Here is a 15,537-nt window from a genome sequence, read left to right on the forward strand (position 1 = left end):
AATTGAAGAGTACCACCCCCGATTGGGCCGAGTGCTGGCCCAGGTCGAGAAATGCCATTTTTCGGACACATCCGACATCACGCTGCGGCAAGCAAAGGGATCGTTAATTTTTACGAACACACAAATTGATCATAATCGCAAAAAAACGCGCAAAAACCGAACAAACCCCGTATTTAATCGATAGATATTTCAATCTGGCAACATCTTGTCATGTTTAACTTGACACCAACCTACCCATCGTTTTTTATTTTCACCACTTTGCGCGCCCCCACCGCGCCTTCCGCCGCTCCAACATAAAAGGTGAACAACATGGAGCCCACCCGCTCGCCCTTGCCGCATGCGCAATACACCGTGCCCGTCGTTTACGCCAAGCAGCAGGAGCCATGCCAGCATGCAGCCTGACCACAGCGCTTCCGGCAACGGCCAACTTCGCAAAACCCTGCGCCTCTGGCACGTGATCATCATCGGCCTGGCCTACCTGACCCCGATGACCGTGTTCGACACCTTCGGCATCGTCAGCGGGATCACCGCTGGCCATGTACCCAGCGCCTACATCCTGGCATTGGCTGGCATCCTGTTCACCGCGGTGAGCTATGGCACCCTGGTAAAACGCTTCCCGCAGTCGGGCTCGGCCTACACCTACACCCAGCGCGCGATCAACCCGCACGTGGGCTTCCTGGTGGGCTGGTCTTCGTTACTGGACTACCTGCTGCTGCCGATGGTCAACGCACTACTGGCCAAGCTGTACCTTTCGGCCATGTTCCCGGAAGTGCCTGAGTGGATGTGGGTGGCCGGCTTCGTCACCCTGATCAGCCTGATCAACATGCGCAGCGTGAACCTGGTGGCGCACTTCAACCTGCTGTTCGTGGGTGTGCAGGTGGCGATCATCGCCGTGTTCATCTACCTGTGCGTACGCGGCCTGGACCAGGGTGAAGGGCTGGGTACCACCTGGAGCCTGATACCGTTCGCCGACAGCCAGACCCAGTTCAGCGCCCTGGCCGCCGGTGCGACCATCCTGTGCTTCTCGTTCCTGGGCTTTGACGCAGTCACCTGCCTGTCCGAGGAAACCCGCGATCCGGCCAAGACCATTCCCCGGGCGATCTTCCTCACCGCACTGATTGGCGGTGTGGTGTTCATCACCGTGTCGTACTTCATCCAGGCCTACTTCCCGACCATGGCCCGCTTCCACGACCAGGAAGCAGCCCTGCCGGAAATTGCCCTGTACGTTGGCGGCAAGCTCTTCCAGTCGATCTTCATCGCCTGCACCGTGATCAACACCATCGCCTCGGGCCTGGCCTCGCAAACCAGCGTGTCACGCCTGCTGTATGTAATGGGCCGCGACAACGTGATCCCGGCCAGCGTCTTCGCCCGCCTGCATTCGCGCTACAAGACGCCAGTGCTGAACATTGCCGTGGTAGGGCTGATTTCGCTGTCGGCAATCTTCTTCGACCTGGTCACCGCCACTTCCATCATCAACTTCGGCGCCCTGGTCGCGTTCAGCTTCGTCAACCTGTCGGTGATCAACCACTGCTACCTGCGCGAAGGCAACCGTAAAGGCCTGGCCAACCAGCTGAAGTACCTGGTACTGCCGACCATCGGCTTCTGCATCATCGTCTCGCTGTGGCTGGACCTGAACGCACATTCGCTGATGTTTGGCGGTATCTGGGCTGCGCTCGGGCTGGTCTACCTGGGCTGGCTGACCAAAGCCTTCCGCGCGGCACCGCCCAACTACGTCGCCGAATGACCCACGCTGCCAACAACGCCCGCGCCTGATCGCGGGCGTTGCATTTGTTCGAAAAGGAAAGCCCCCATGCCGCTGCGTCGCCTCTCCATCCAGTGGAAGATAACACTCCTCGCCGGCCTGTGCCTGCTGGCCATTGTCGCCTTGCTGGTAGCCACCTCGCTGACCCAGGCCCATCGCAGCGCCGCCCTGGTCAACCAGGCCAACACTGCCATGCTCGAAGACAGCGCCCGCCAGCGCCTGCAGGCCCACGCCGAAACCCAGGCCTTGCGTATCCAGCGCTACTTCATGGACGCCTACCAGTACGGCAATGGCTTTGCCCGCCTGGTACAGGTGCTGAAGGACCGTGGTGGTAGCGACCTGCGCGCCGAACTGACCCGCCAGGCGCGTGCCAGCCTGGCCGGCAACCCGGATGTGATTGGCCTGTACCTGGTGTTCCAACCCAATACCCTGGACCAGCAGGACAGCCACTACCTCGGCCAGGACGCCATGGGCAGCAATGACAGCGGGCGTTTCTCGCTGTACTGGTCCCAACCAAGCCCCGGCACCCTGGAACTTGAAGCCATGCCGGAAACGATGCTCGGCGACACCAGCATCGGCAGCAACGGCGCGGCGAAGAACCGCTGGCTGACCTGCCCGCAGGACACCGCCAGGACCTGCATGCTCGAACCGTACCTCGACGAGGTCAACGGCCGTCAGGTGCTGATGAGCAGCATCGCTCTGCCATTGCTGGAACACGGCAAGGTAGTCGGCGTGGTCGGCGTGGACATCGGCCTGGCCAACCTGCAGCAACTGAGCGTGAACGGCCGCCGCGATCTGTTCGACGGCCAGGGCCAGGTGAGCATCGCCACCGCCGCCGGCCTGCTGGCCGGCAACAGTCGCGACGACAGCGTGCTCGGCAAGCCCATGGACAAGGCGGTAGCCGACGGCCTGCTGCGCGTGGCCCACCCCTTCACGCCAATCCCTGACACAGCCCCGTGGCAGGTAGTGCTGGAACTGCCGGAAAGCGTGCTGCAGGCCCCTGCTGTCGCCCTCAACCAGCGCCTTGATGCCCATAACCAGAACGCCAACCTCACCAGCCTGCTGATAGGCCTTGGCACGGCTATCGCCGGTTTGCTGCTGGTGTGGCTGACCGCGCGCGGCGTTACCCGGCCAATCCTGGCCGTGGCTGCACGCCTGGAAGACATTGCCAGTGGCGAAGGCGACCTTACCCGTCGCCTGGACTACGCCCACCAGGATGAACTGGGCCAGCTCACCGGCTGGTTCAACCGCTTCCTCGACAAGTTGCAACCGGTCATTGCCCAGGTCAAAGGCTCGCTGCAGGAGGCCCGCAATACCGCCGACCAATCGGCCGCCATTGCCAGCCAGACCAGCGACGGCATGCAGCAACAGCATCGCGAAATCGAACAGGTGGCTACAGCTGCCAACGAAATGAGCGCCACCGCCCTGGATGTCGCCCACAACGCATCGCAGGCGGCCCAGGCCGCACGCGCCGCGGATCAGGCCAGCCAGGAAGGGTTGCAACTGGTGGACAGCACGCGCCAGGGCATCGACCGCCTGGCCGCCGGCATGAACACTGCCATGGACGAGGCACGCGCACTGGAAGACCGCAGCGGGCAAATCGGCTCGGTGCTTGAAGTGATCCGCACCATTGCCGAACAAACCAACCTGCTGGCACTGAATGCCGCCATCGAAGCGGCCCGCGCAGGCGAAGCCGGGCGTGGCTTCGCCGTGGTTGCCGATGAGGTGCGCGGCCTGGCCCAGCGCACGCAGGTTTCGGTAGAGGAAATTCGCCAGGTCATCGAAGGCCTTCAGCAAGGCACACAGGACGTGGTCGGGGCCATGCATGCTGGCCAACGCCAGGCCCTGGACAGCGCCGCACGCATGGAGCAGGCATTACCGGCACTGCAGCGTATTGGCGAGGCCGTGGCGGTGATCAGCGACATGAACCTGCAGATAGCCTCGGCGGCGGAAGAGCAGAGTGCGGTAGCCGAGGAAGTGAACCGTAACGTGGCCGGCATTCGAGACGTGACAGAATCACTGGCCGGGCAGGCCGATGAATCGGCACGCATCAGTCAGGCCCTGAACCGGCTGGCCAACCAGCAGCAAGCGCTAATGGAGCAGTTTCGCGTTTAGCCTGTCAGGGCCTCTTCGCGGGCACGCCCGCTCCCACAGGTTCGGCGTAACCCTAAGGGGCTGTGCAGTTCCTGTGGGAGCGGGCGTGCCCGCGAAGAGGCCCTGACAGGCACCGCACCATTGTTATTCTTGAGCACAACTTATGCCTAATCCAACCCGATCCACCTTCTTCGACATCACCAGCGAACAAGGACTTTTACGCACCTCGATCGCCGCCACCCTGTTCATCGCCACCATCGGCATCGCCTTCGGCCTTGCCTCCGGCTCGTTTTCCATCGTCTTCGACGGCGTATACTCGCTGGTCGACGCCAGCATGAGCGGGCTGTCGCTGGTGGTGGTCAAGCTGATCACTTCGCACACCACCAGCGTGCAGATGTCGCGCAAGCTGCGCGAGCGCTTCACCATGGGTTTCTGGCACCTGGAGCCCATGGTACTGGCACTCAACGGCATTCTGCTCGGCGGCGTGGCCATCTACGCGCTGATCAACGCCGTCAGCAGCCTGCTGCAAGGCGGGCGCCACCTGGAGTTCGGCATTGCCATGGTCTACGCGGCGCTGACGGTGATCACCTGTGTGACCATCGCCGTCATCGAGGCCCGCGCCAACCGCAAACTGAAGTCAGACTTCGTGCGCATGGACGTCAAGGGCTGGGTGATGTCGGCCAGCATCACGGCCGCACTGCTGATTGCCTTCTGTTTTGGTTATGCCGTGCAGGGCACTGCGCTGGAATGGGTATCACCCTATATTGACCCGGCGGTGCTGGCGCTGGTGTGCCTGGTGATCGTGCCGTTGCCGATGTCGGTGGTGCGTCAGGCGCTGTCTGAAATCTTCCTGGTCACCCCTGGCGACCTCAAGCTGCACGTAGATGAGGTGGCCAAGGCCTTCGTCGCCCGCCATGGCCTGCAATCTTACCGCGCCTATGTCGCCAAGGTCGGGCGTTCGCGGGAGATCGAGCTGTATTTCATCGTGCCCAAAACCATGGCGGCGAAGACCATCGATGAATGGGATGCCTGGCGCAACGAGATTGGCGACGCGGTAGGCGGAGAAGGGCCGGACCGCTGGCTGACAGTGGTGTTCACTGGCGACCCGGAATGGGCCGAGTAATTGGTGGGCGCTCTGCGCCCTTTTTCCGAAACCCGTAGCGCAAACGAAAAAGCCCGCGACCATTTCTGGTAGCGGGCTTTCACGTACTGCGTATGGTGGGTCGTGTAGGATTCGAACCTACGACCAATTGGTTAAAAGCCAACTGCTCTACCAACTGAGCTAACGACCCATTTGATGGCGCGTATAATACTGATTTCTAACGAGAATTCAACACCCCATCACGATTTTTTCAAAAATACCGAGTCGGATCTTCGATACCGGCGGCCTTGAAACCATCGGCGCGCAGGCGGCAGCTGTCGCATTTGCCACAGGCGCGGCCGTCATCGTCGGCCTGGTAGCAGGAAACGGTCAGGCTGTAGTCCACACCACGGGCCATACCGGCCTGCACGATCTGCGCCTTGCTCATGTTCTGCAGCGGCGCCTGGATGCGGAAGCCCTGCCCTTCTACGCCAGCCTTGGTCGCCAGGTTGGCCATGCGCTCGAAGGCCTCGACGAACTCGGGTCGGCAATCCGGGTAGCCGGAGTAATCCACGGCGTTGACGCCAATGAAGATGTCGCGCGCTTCCAGTACTTCGGCCCAACCCAGGGCCAGCGAAAGGAACACGGTGTTGCGCGCCGGCACATAAGTGACCGGAATGCCTTCACCCGGGGCTTCCGGCACGTCGATGCTGCTGTCGGTCAATGCAGAACCGCCGATGCCGTCGAGGTTCAGCCCAATCACCTTGTGCTCGACCACACCCAGGTCGCGGGCCACGCGGGCAGCGGCGTTCAGCTCGGCACGATGACGCTGGCCGTAGTCGAAGCTCATGGTGTAGCAGCTGTAGCCTTCGGCCTTGGCCATGGCAACCACGGTGGCCGAATCCAGGCCGCCGGACAACAGGATTACTGCGCGTTTTTCTGTCATGTGTACGTGCTCCTCAATCAACGTCCGGGCTCGTCGTTCCACAGCAGCTTGTGCAGCTGCAGTTGGAAGCGTACAGGCAGGTTGTCAGCAACGATCCAGTCAGCCAGGTCACTGGCGTTCACCTGATGATGGCTGGGTGAGAACAACACCTCACCGGCACGCTCTGCCAGGTTGTACTGGATCAGCTTGGATACCGCCCAGTCATAATCCTCGCGGGAACAGATGACGAACTTGACCTGGTCGTTGCGTGTCAGCTGCTCGATGTTCTCGTAGCGGTTACGGTGCGACTCTTCGGAGCCTGGGGTTTTCAGGTCGACCACACGGCTGACGCGGGTGTCGGTGCCGGCAATATCCAGCGCGCCGCTGGTCTCCAGCGACACCTCGTAACCGGCATCACACAGCCGCTGCAGCAACGGCAAGGCGTTGGGCTGGGCCAGTGGTTCGCCACCGGTGACACAGACGTAGCGCGGTTTGAAGCCGGCCACTTGTTCGAGGATCGAATCAAGGGTGCGTACGGTACCGCCACTGAAGGCATAGGCACTGTCGCAGTACTGGCAACGCAGGGGGCAACCGGTGAGGCGCACAAATACCGTGGGCAGCCCGGCCGTTCGCGTCTCACCCTGCAAAGAGTAAAAGACTTCGGTGATGCGTAATGTGTCTTGCATGCTCGCCACGGGCGTGACAGCTAAACAGGCTGTCCGCCTCCGTCAGGCACTGTCGCGGACTCGACATAGCGTTATCCGCAGCAGCGTGTTTACGAAAAAAGGGCAGTGATTCTAACGAAAAAACCCGCGACTGGCGCGGGTTTCTTTCGAGCGGTACAGCGACAACGCCTAGAGCTTCTGCAGGTCACGCTGGGCCAGTTGAGCGGCAGAGGTGCCGGGGTACTGGGTCACGACCTGCTGAAGGATGCCTTTTACCTTGTCGGTATGGCCCATACGGCGCTCGACATCAGCCAGTTTGTACAGCGAATCTGGCACCTTGCTGTGCTTCGGGTACTTTTGGCTGACCTGGGCAAAGGCCTGGCTGGCGCCTTGCAGGTCACCCTTGGCCAGGTTCACTTCACCCAACCAGTATTGGGCATTACCGGCGTACTGGCTGTTGGGGTACTTGCGCAGGAAGGCGTTGAACGCCTGGCTGGCCTTGTCGAAGTCTTTCTGTTTGATCAGGTCGAAAGCTGCGTCGTAATAGAGCTTCTCTTTCGCCGGATCACCGGGCTGGCTACTGCCGGCCGGTTGTTGCGCAGCAGCACCTGCTGCGGCATCGGGGGCGGCATTGGACGCGCCACCACCGGAGGAATTGTCAGGGGTTGCGGCAGGCGCAGCGCCACTGTTGATGCGACGGTCCAGGTCCTGGTAACGCTCCAGGTTTTCCTGCTTCATGCGGGACACATCGTTTTGCAGCTCTTCGATGATGCCTTGCTGGCGGGAAAGCTGATCCTGCATCTGTTGCAGCTGCATGAACAGCTGGCCCTGTGCAGAGGCAGGGGCCGAAGCCCCTGACCCGGCATAGGCGCCGCTCGTGCCATAACCCGCAGGCGGATAGCTGCCTGCGTTGTCATCTACTACAGGGACCTCAGCCCAGGCCGCAAGCGGCAGGCTGAGTGCGAGGACGGTTACTACACGGCGGCACATACGCATAAGAACTTACTTACGCAGTTCTACGCGACGGTTCTGAGCCCAGGACTGCTCGTCGTTGCCGGTAGCAACTGGACGCTCTTCGCCGTAGGAAACCAGTTCCAGCTGAGCAGGGGAAACGCCCTGCAGAACCAGGTAGCGCTGAACGGCTTTCGCACGACGCTCACCCAGAGCCATGTTGTACTCGCGGGTGCCGCGCTCGTCGGTGTTACCTTCCAGAACAACACGGTTGCCGTTGGCTTTCAGGTCCTTGGCGTGAACGTCCAGAGCGCGCATGGCTTCTGGCTTCAGGTCCGAGCTGTCGTATTCGAAGTAGAAGGTGGTGATTGCGCGCAGGGCGGCTTCTTCGCTCAGGGAGCCGTCAACAGCGCCAGTGTTGGCACCGTAGCCAGCGTTAGGGTCTACAGCAGCGCCTTCGCCTGCGTTATCACCGCCCTTCGAGGAGCAACCTACAGCTACGGCCATGGCCAGAGCCAGCGCAGCAAATTTACCAAACTTCAGCATTTCCATCGTGAAACTCCTAATGAAACCCCAGTGTGTTAAGCAAAATGTATTACGCCGCAATCAGTTCAGGTAAGGGGACCAGGACGGTTCTCTGACTTCGCCTTGAGCGGTAGGAAGTGGGAGCCTCACGCGGCCGTTCAGCGACACGAGCATCAAGACTCCCCGGCCCTGCTGGCGGGTGGCGTAGATTAGCATGGTGCCGTTTGGCGCAACAGTGGGAGACTCATCAAGACTTGTTTCAGACAGAATCTTTACACTTCCGCGTTGCAAGTCCTGTGCCGCCACTTTGAAGTTGGTAAAGCCCTGTTGGCGATGAATCATTACCAGGGTCTTTTCGTCCGCCGAAAGTTTCGGGTTGGCGTTGTAGTTACCTACGAACGTTACGCGCTCGGCACCACCACCACTGACCGACTGTTTATAGATCTGCGGTTTGCCGCCACGGTCGGAAGTGAAGTAGAGGGTGTTGCCATCTTTACCCCAGAACGGCTCGGTATTGATACCCGGGCCTGCAGTAACACGGCTGATCTGGCGCGAGGCCACGTTCATCACGTAGATGTCCGGGTTGCCGTCCTTGGACAGTACGAACGCCAGGCGCGAACCGTCCGGCGACCAGGCTGGCGCACCGTTCAGGCCTTCGAAGTTGGTCACCTGCTCGCGGCGGCCAGTATCGATGTTCTGCACGAAGATACGTGGGCGCTTCTGCTCGAACGAAACGTAGGCGATACGTTTGCCATCTGGCGCAAAGCGCGGCGACAGGATCGGCTCACGCGATTGCAGCAGGGTCACCGCACGCGCACCGTCGTAGTCCGAACGCTGGAGGGTGTAGCGGGTGTTGTTGGTGGAGAAACGCTCGGCCGTCACGTACAGCATGCGCGTAGAGAACGCGCCCTTGATGCCGGTGAGCTTCTCGAACGACTGGTCGGCAATGTAGTGCGCCATGTCGCGCAGCTGGTCGGTGCTGCCCGCCACGCTGCCGGTCAGCACTTGCTGCTCGGTGGCGACGTTGAACAGCGCGTACTGCACCTGCAGGCGACCGCCCGACGGCACGATGCTGCCGACCATCACGTACTGTGCACCCAGCGCTTTCCAATCACGGAAGATCACTTCGCTGGCCTGCGACGGCTGGCTGATCATGTTCTGCCGCGGAATTGGCGAGTAGTAGCCAGAGTTGCGCAGGTCGTTGCCGATGATGTCGGCAATGTCTTCAGGCAACACGCTACCGCCCTGCAGACCGAACGGCACTACCGCGATGGGCGTGGCCCGGTCGCTGCCGCTGGTAACCAGGATGTTCTTTTCTTCTGCCACCGCCATGCCTGCCACGCAGCAGAGCATGACCAGCAGTCCTCTCAGACGTTTAATCACAACGCTAGATCCTCAGGTGTAAATGTCATCTTGAACGAACGATATTGGTTGAAATCGCTCGGCTTCATACCCTGCATCTCGGTCAAACGACCAATGTTCTTCACCGCAGCCACCGCCGAACTGTCATACGGGCCGTCACCACTGGACCGGGCCACGCTGACACTGGTGATGGTACCGTCCGGCAACATGTTGATCTGCAGGACCACCGTCATGCCCTTGCGCGCGGAAGGCGGACGTGCCCAGCCCTCGGCCGCGCGCATGCGGATCAGGTCGTCGAAGTCGCCGGCCACCTGGTCACCCTGCTCGTCGGCCAGCGCCTGCTGCCGCTCGGTGGTATCGGACAACAGCTCGGCCAGTGCCTGGGCTTTCTTGTCTTCTGCCGCCTTGCGGGCCGCTTCCTGTGCCTTCTTCTTCTGGGCATCTGCAGCGGCCTTTTTCTTGGCCTCTTCAGCTGCCTTCTTCTTCGCGTCCTCGGCCGCCGCTTTCTTCTTGGCGTCCTCGGCTGCTTTCTTCTTGGCCTCTTCGGCTGCCTTTTTCTTGGCGTCCTCGGCGGCTTTCTTCTTCGCCTCTTCAGCGGCCGCTTTCTTGGCCTCTTCTTCGGCTTTTTTCTTGGCTTCGTCCTCGGCCTTCTTCTTGGCGATGTCGGCCTGCTGTTTCTCGGCAGCTTTCTTCGCCTCGTCGGCCTTCTTGGCTTCGGCAGCTTTCTTGGCCTCGGCAGCCTTGGCGGCTTCAGCGGCCTTGGCAGCATCCTCGGCTTTTTTCGCCTCGGCGGCTTCGCGGGCCTCTTCGGCCTTTTGAGCGGCGTCAGCTTTCTTTTGTTCCGCGGCCTTCACGGCCTCCTGCTCGACCTTCTTCTGTTCCAGCTGCTCGACTTCGGTCTGGCGCGAAGCGGTTTTCTTCGCCTCCCCGGCAATCTTCTGATTGGTCTGGGTGGTTGCCTGGCTCTTGGACTTGAGCTGGTACAGGGTAGCCTGAACGATCGGCTTGGAAGGCGGCAGCTCCGGCGTCATGGCAAAACTGACGAACAGCAGGGCGAACACCAGCACATGCAGGCCGATGGCCCAGACACTGGGCCAGAAGTAGCTTTCCGAGGCGGATGGCTCTCGCTGTTGCATCAGGGCGCCTCGGTAATCAGGCCAACGTTACCGACACCGGCCTTCTGCAACCCGCCCATGGCACCCATGACCGCGCCATAGTCGACAGCCTTGTCGCCACGAATGAACACCTGGGTCTGCTTGCCCTGGTCACGGCCGGCAGCAATGATCTTGGTCACGGCGTCGGTCATGGCCGGCAAGGTCATGGCTTTGTCCATCTGCTTGTCGGTATCGACTTCGCTGCCGAGGTTCCAGTAATAGGTTTTATCGGCCTTGATGGAGATGGTGAGGATCTGGACGTTGTTGTCCTGCGGCAAGGCTTCGCTGGAAACCTTGGGCAGGTCGACCTTCACGCCCTGGTTGAGCATGGGCGCCGTCACCATGAAGATGACCAGCAGCACCAGCATCACGTCGATGTAGGGCACCACGTTCATCTCGGCGACGGGCTTGCGTTTGTGGCGAACTCGGGCCATGGGCTTCTACCTGATTACTCTTCGCTGGTGTGCACTTTGCGGTGCAGGATCGCCTGGAACTCGTCGGCGAAGGTGTAGTAACGGCCGATCAGTACTTCACTGCGCGCGGCGAAACGGTTGTAGGCAATAACAGCCGGGATTGCCGCGAACAGGCCGATGGCGGTAGCGATCAGTGCTTCGGCGATGCCCGGAGCAACGGTAGCCAGGGTGGCCTGCTGGGCGCTGGCCAGGCCGCGGAAGGAGTTCATGATGCCCCACACGGTGCCGAACAGGCCGATGTACGGGCTGGTCGAACCAACGGTGGCCAGGAACGGCAAGCTCTGCTCGAGTTTTTCTTCCTCGCGCGAGATGGCCACGCGCATGGCACGGCCAACACCTTCCATGACGGCGTCCGGGTCAACACCCGGTTGCTGGCGCAGGCGCGAGAACTCCTTGAAACCGGCACGGAACACCTGCTCCACGCCGGAGTCCGGGTCTGGGTTGCTGCCTGCCTGGCGGTACAGCTTGGACAGGTCGATACCCGACCAGAAGCGCTCTTCGAAGGCATCCAGCGCACGACGACCGGCGCGCAGCATGGTGCTGCGCTGGAAGATCATGATCCATGAGGTGACCGAGGCGGCCACCAGGGTCAGCATTACCAGCTGTACCACCACGCTGGCATTGCTGACCAGACTCCACATGGAGGTATGGTCGACGACGTTAGCTTCCACGCTTATTCTCCTGCATTCGATTGATTACCCGAGCCGTCCGCCGCAAAGGCGTCGCGCAGCTGGGGGGGTAGGGCTCGGGGTTTGAAAGTGTCGGCGCGCACGGCAGCCACCAGGAACTGCCCTTCGCAAAGCAGCGTTTCATCCTTTTCCCGCCAGACCTGCTGTACGAAACGCAAGCTGGCGCGATTGAGTTCAAGGACCTGCGCGGTCACCCGCAATTCGTCATCCAGCCGCGCCGGCGCGTGATAGCGCGCTTCGCTGGAATGGACCACGAACAGCAGGTTGTCTTCAGCCAGTTGCGACTGGGAAAAGCCCAGGTGCCGCAGGCGTTCGGTGCGCGCGCGCTCCATGAATTTCAGGTAGTTGACGTAATACACCACGCCGCCCGCATCGGTATCTTCGTAATAGACGCGACACCGATGTGCGAACGGTTCGAGCTGATTTTGCGCGCGCATACTCTAGTGCTTACTCCTCAGCTTGCCAATCCGCTGTGGCAACTGTTTTTTCTTCATTAATGTCTTATTGCCAGCGCACCAGGGGCATGCCAGCGGTAGGACCACAAAAAGTCGCTTTCGATCTGTCATTCATCGCCTGGCTCGGAAAAATCGCCCCCCTCCCCCAAGCGCCCGGGAATATTCAGCCCAAAGTGCAGGTAGGCATGCCGGGTGACCACGCGGCCGCGTGGCGTGCGCATGATGTAGCCCTGCTGAATCAGGTACGGCTCAAGCACATCTTCGATGGTATGACGCTCTTCGCTGATGGCTGCAGCCAGGTTGTCCACGCCCACCGGGCCGCCATCGAACTTCTCGATCATGGTCAGCAGCAGGCGACGGTCCGAATGGTCGAAACCACGCTCGTCGACATCCAGCAGGTTCAGCGCCATGTCAGCCACGGCCTTGGTGATCTGGCCCTTGCCGCGTACCTCGGCATAGTCACGCACGCGGCGCAGCAGGCGGTTGGCGATGCGCGGCGTGCCACGGGCACGGCGGGCGATCTCGTAGGCACCCTGGTCTTCGATGGCCAGGCCAAGGATGTTGGCCGAGCGGCTGACGATGGTGCTCAGATCCTTGTCGTTGTAGAACTCCAGGCGCTGGACGATACCGAAGCGATCACGCAGTGGGTTGGTCAGCATGCCGGCACGGGTAGTAGCCCCCACCAGGGTGAAGGGTGGCAGATCGAGTTTGATAGAACGGGCTGCGGGGCCTTCGCCGATCATGATGTCGAGCTGGAAGTCCTCCATGGCCGGGTACAGCACCTCCTCGACAACAGGCGACAGGCGGTGGATTTCGTCGATGAACAGCACGTCGTGCGGCTCGAGGTTGGTCAGCATGGCTGCCAGGTCGCCGGGGCGCTCGAGAATCGGCCCAGAGGTGCTCTTTACCGACACGCCCATTTCATGGGCGATGATGTTGGCCAGGGTGGTCTTGCCCAGACCGGGCGGCCCGAAGATCAGCGTGTGGTCAAGCGACTCGCCGCGGCCGCGGGCGGCCTGGATGAACAGCGCCATCTGCTCGCGCACCACCGGCTGGCCGATGTACTCGTCCAGGCTCAGCGGGCGAATCGCACGGTCCTGGACTTCTTCGCGGTCGCGGCCACTGGCGGCGATCAGGCGGTCGGCTTCGATCACTTGGAAATCATCCCTTTCAGGCTGCGGCGGATCAGCTCTTCACTGCTCAGGCCGGCCTTGTCCTTGATCGCGGCAATTGCCTTGCTGGCTTCCTGCGGCTTGTAGCCCAGCGAGACCAAGGCACTGACTGCATCGGCCTCGGCACTGGACTCGCTGGCGACCGGTAAAGGCCCATCGGACACCAGGGTGAACATGGCCGGCGAGGTTTCCCAGGCCTTGAAACGGTCCTTGAGCTCGACCAGCAAGCGCTCAGCGGTTTTCTTGCCGACGCCCGGTACGCGCACCAGGGCTGAGGTGTCCTGGGCCTGCACGCAGCGCACCAGTTCATCCACTTCCAGCCCGGACATCAGCGCCAGGGCCAGCTTCGGCCCTACGCCGTTCAGGCGGATCAGCTCGCGGAACAGCTCGCGCTCGCGCTTTTCGGCAAAGCCGTAGAGCAAGTGGGCATCTTCGCGCACGACCAGGTGGGTATGCACCGTGACGGTTTCACCCACTTTGGGCAGACGGTACAGCGTGGTCATGGGAACTTCCAGTTCGTAACCCACGCCGTTGACGTCGATAATCAGGTGAGGCGGTTGTTTTTCCGCCAGGGTGCCGCGCAAACGTCCAATCACGTTCCGATCCTTCCTCTCGGGGAGCCGGTCAAAGACCGCTCAACCCTATCAGCAAATGCAGCGGGTGAATGTAACACCCGAACAAAATGTGTATCAGCGCATGAAGCGCTTACAGACGCAAGCGCCCGCCGCGTCGCCGCGCTGTGGTCAAGCCATGCGGCACCAGGCTGGAGCGGGTGTGGGCGTGGCACAGAGCGATGGCCAAGGCATCGGAAGCGTCGATCTGCGGTTTTTGCGTCAATTTCAGCAGGTGCATGACCATCATCATCACCTGCTCCTTGTTGGCCCCGCCCGTGCCGGCCACGGCCTGCTTGACCTGGGTGGCGCTGTACTCGGCGATCTCCAGGCCGGCCTCGGCGGCGGCGACGATAGCCGCGCCACGTGCCTGGCCAAGCTTGAGCGCCGAATCGGCGTTGCGGGCCATGAACACCCGTTCGATGCCCATGGTCACCGGGCCGTGCTGGGCAATGATTTCACTGACACCACGAAAAACAATCTGCAGCCGCTCGTGCAGCTCACCGCTGCCGGTGCGGATGCAGCCCGACGCCACGTACTCGCAACCACGGGCGGTCTGGCGTACCACGCCATAGCCGGTGATGCGCGAGCCGGGGTCGATACCTAGAATCAGAGTCATAAAGCCCGTCGAAAAAATGATGCATCTCTACAAACTGCGCCGGCCCTTTCGCGGGTAAACCCGCTCCTACAGGTACTGCACCACATTTGAAATGGGCGTAATACCTGTAGGAGCGGGTTTACCCGCGAAAGGGCCGGCACAGGCGCTATCAAACGCTCAGAGTTGGCACAAAATGCCAAATCACCTTAGCCGAGGTTTTCCATGATCTCGTCGGAAATCTGGGCATTGGAATAGACGTTCTGCACGTCGTCCAGGTCTTCGAGCATGTCGATCAGCTTGAGCACCTTTTCGGCACCGTCCTGGTCGAGCTCGGCACTGGTGGTCGGCTGCATGACGATTTCCGCGTCAGCGGCCTTGAAGCCTGCCTCTTCCAAGGCATTACGCACGGCATAGAAGCTGTTGAACGAGGTGAACACGTCGAACGAGCCGTCGTCATTGGCGACCACGTCGTCGGCATCGGCCTCCATTGCCGCTTCCATCAACGCGTCCTCTTCCACGCCCGGGGCAAAGCTGATCTGGCCTTTGCGCTCGAACAGGTAGGCCACCGAACCGTCAGTACCCAGGTTGCCGCCACACTTGGTGAAGGCATGACGCACGGCCGCGGCGGTACGGTTGCGGTTGTCGGTCATGGCTTCGACCATGATCGCCACGCCACCCGGGCCATAACCTTCGTAGCTCAGCTCTTCGACATTGTCGCTTTCATTGGTGCCAGCACCACGGGCCACGGCGCGATCGATGATGTCGCGGCTCATGTTGGCGCCCAACGCCTTGTCCAGGGCCAGGCGAAGACGCGGGTTGGATGCCGGATCCGGGCCACCCTGCTTGGCAGCGACCGTCAGTTCACGGATCCACTTGGTGAAGACCTTGCCTCTCTTGGCATCCTGGCGCTCTTTGCGGTGCTTGATGTTCGCCCACTTGGAATGACCAGCCATAACGACTCCGAATCCTTTGAATCACAAACGGCCCCGCCCCATGACGGGGCGGGACGGGAAAAAACCT

General features: G+C 61.3%; 16 protein-coding genes, 1 tRNA gene and 1 pseudogene. 4 read left to right on the plus strand and 14 right to left on the minus strand.

The window, feature by feature from the left end:
* Positions 1-391 precede the first annotated feature (391 nt).
* The 4 genes and pseudogenes from ACF8FB_RS07715 (at position 392) to ACF8FB_RS07730 (ending at position 4,979) form a co-directional block, all read left to right on the plus strand.
* On the plus strand, positions 392-1,744 hold the full coding sequence (locus ACF8FB_RS07715; protein WP_010952372.1) for an APC family permease: 1,353 nt from the start codon (positions 392-394) through the stop codon (positions 1,742-1,744).
* A 285-nt stretch (positions 1,745-2,029) separates the two neighbouring features.
* A pseudogene (gene mcpU / locus ACF8FB_RS07720) lies at positions 2,030-3,019 on the plus strand (methyl-accepting chemotaxis protein McpU); the annotation flags it as partial.
* A 102-nt stretch (positions 3,020-3,121) separates the two neighbouring features.
* Positions 3,122-3,877 (plus strand): methyl-accepting chemotaxis protein, encoded by a 756-nt coding sequence (locus ACF8FB_RS07725; protein WP_371920531.1) that lies wholly within the window; start codon positions 3,122-3,124, stop codon positions 3,875-3,877.
* A 142-nt stretch (positions 3,878-4,019) separates the two neighbouring features.
* Complete coding sequence (locus tag ACF8FB_RS07730; RefSeq protein WP_010952370.1) at positions 4,020-4,979, plus strand: cation diffusion facilitator family transporter; 960 nt, start codon at positions 4,020-4,022, stop codon at positions 4,977-4,979.
* Positions 4,980-5,072: 93 nt separating this feature from the next.
* Here the strand turns inward: ACF8FB_RS07730 and ACF8FB_RS07735 are convergent.
* From ACF8FB_RS07735 to ACF8FB_RS07800, 14 genes are all read right to left on the minus strand, one after another.
* Positions 5,073-5,148 (minus strand) — tRNA-Lys (locus tag ACF8FB_RS07735).
* Positions 5,149-5,208: 60 nt separating this feature from the next.
* Positions 5,209-5,901, minus strand: coding sequence for a 7-cyano-7-deazaguanine synthase QueC (gene queC / locus ACF8FB_RS07740; RefSeq protein ID WP_076403786.1), 693 nt, complete (start codon positions 5,899-5,901; stop codon positions 5,209-5,211).
* The gene (queE, locus tag ACF8FB_RS07745) at positions 5,901-6,548 is read right to left on the minus strand and encodes a 7-carboxy-7-deazaguanine synthase QueE (RefSeq protein WP_003254753.1); all 648 of its coding nucleotides are present in this window, start codon (positions 6,546-6,548) and stop codon (positions 5,901-5,903) included. The genes queC and queE overlap by 1 nt, the downstream gene beginning before the upstream one ends.
* A 168-nt stretch (positions 6,549-6,716) precedes the next feature.
* Positions 6,717-7,523 carry a tol-pal system protein YbgF gene (ybgF, locus tag ACF8FB_RS07750; protein WP_003254754.1) on the minus strand — a complete coding sequence of 269 codons (807 nt, stop codon included), beginning with the start codon at positions 7,521-7,523 and terminating at the stop codon, positions 6,717-6,719.
* A 6-nt stretch (positions 7,524-7,529) separates the two neighbouring features.
* Positions 7,530-8,030, minus strand: coding sequence for a peptidoglycan-associated lipoprotein Pal (pal, locus tag ACF8FB_RS07755; protein WP_003254755.1), 501 nt, complete (start codon positions 8,028-8,030; stop codon positions 7,530-7,532).
* A gap of 54 nt (positions 8,031-8,084) precedes the next feature.
* Positions 8,085-9,356, minus strand: a complete 1,272-nt coding sequence (tolB, locus tag ACF8FB_RS07760) for a Tol-Pal system beta propeller repeat protein TolB (RefSeq protein ID WP_012051477.1) — start codon at positions 9,354-9,356, stop codon at positions 8,085-8,087.
* A gap of 26 nt (positions 9,357-9,382) precedes the next feature.
* Positions 9,383-10,501 carry a cell envelope integrity protein TolA gene (gene tolA, locus ACF8FB_RS07765; RefSeq protein WP_014755591.1) on the minus strand — a complete coding sequence of 373 codons (1,119 nt, stop codon included), beginning with the start codon at positions 10,499-10,501 and terminating at the stop codon, positions 9,383-9,385.
* Positions 10,501-10,953 carry a protein TolR gene (tolR, locus tag ACF8FB_RS07770; protein ID WP_003254760.1) on the minus strand — a complete coding sequence of 151 codons (453 nt, stop codon included), beginning with the start codon at positions 10,951-10,953 and terminating at the stop codon, positions 10,501-10,503. The genes tolA and tolR overlap by 1 nt, the downstream gene beginning before the upstream one ends.
* A 14-nt stretch (positions 10,954-10,967) precedes the next feature.
* Complete coding sequence (tolQ, locus tag ACF8FB_RS07775; protein WP_010952367.1) at positions 10,968-11,663, minus strand: protein TolQ; 696 nt, start codon at positions 11,661-11,663, stop codon at positions 10,968-10,970.
* Positions 11,664-11,665: 2 nt separating this feature from the next.
* Positions 11,666-12,118: a tol-pal system-associated acyl-CoA thioesterase gene (gene ybgC / locus ACF8FB_RS07780; protein WP_003254764.1), complete on the minus strand. Its 453-nt coding sequence runs from the start codon at positions 12,116-12,118 to the stop codon at positions 11,666-11,668.
* Between the two features lie 125 nt (positions 12,119-12,243).
* Entirely contained in the window at positions 12,244-13,290 is a 1,047-nt protein-coding gene (gene ruvB / locus ACF8FB_RS07785) for a Holliday junction branch migration DNA helicase RuvB (RefSeq protein ID WP_003254766.1), read from the minus strand.
* Positions 13,287-13,904, minus strand: coding sequence for a Holliday junction branch migration protein RuvA (gene ruvA, locus ACF8FB_RS07790; RefSeq protein WP_003254768.1), 618 nt, complete (start codon positions 13,902-13,904; stop codon positions 13,287-13,289). Before ruvA ends, ruvB begins: the two co-directional genes overlap by 4 nt.
* 109 nt (positions 13,905-14,013) lie before the next feature.
* On the minus strand, positions 14,014-14,538 hold the full coding sequence (gene ruvC, locus ACF8FB_RS07795) for a crossover junction endodeoxyribonuclease RuvC (RefSeq protein ID WP_010952366.1): 525 nt from the start codon (positions 14,536-14,538) through the stop codon (positions 14,014-14,016).
* A 185-nt stretch (positions 14,539-14,723) separates the two neighbouring features.
* Positions 14,724-15,470, minus strand: a complete 747-nt coding sequence (locus ACF8FB_RS07800) for a YebC/PmpR family DNA-binding transcriptional regulator (protein ID WP_003254770.1) — start codon at positions 15,468-15,470, stop codon at positions 14,724-14,726.
* Positions 15,471-15,537: the final 67 nt, after the last annotated feature.

Origin of the sequence: Pseudomonas sp. yb_2, from assembly GCF_043103905.1 — a bacterium.
Lineage (GTDB): Bacteria > Pseudomonadota > Gammaproteobacteria > Pseudomonadales > Pseudomonadaceae > Aquipseudomonas > Aquipseudomonas alloputida.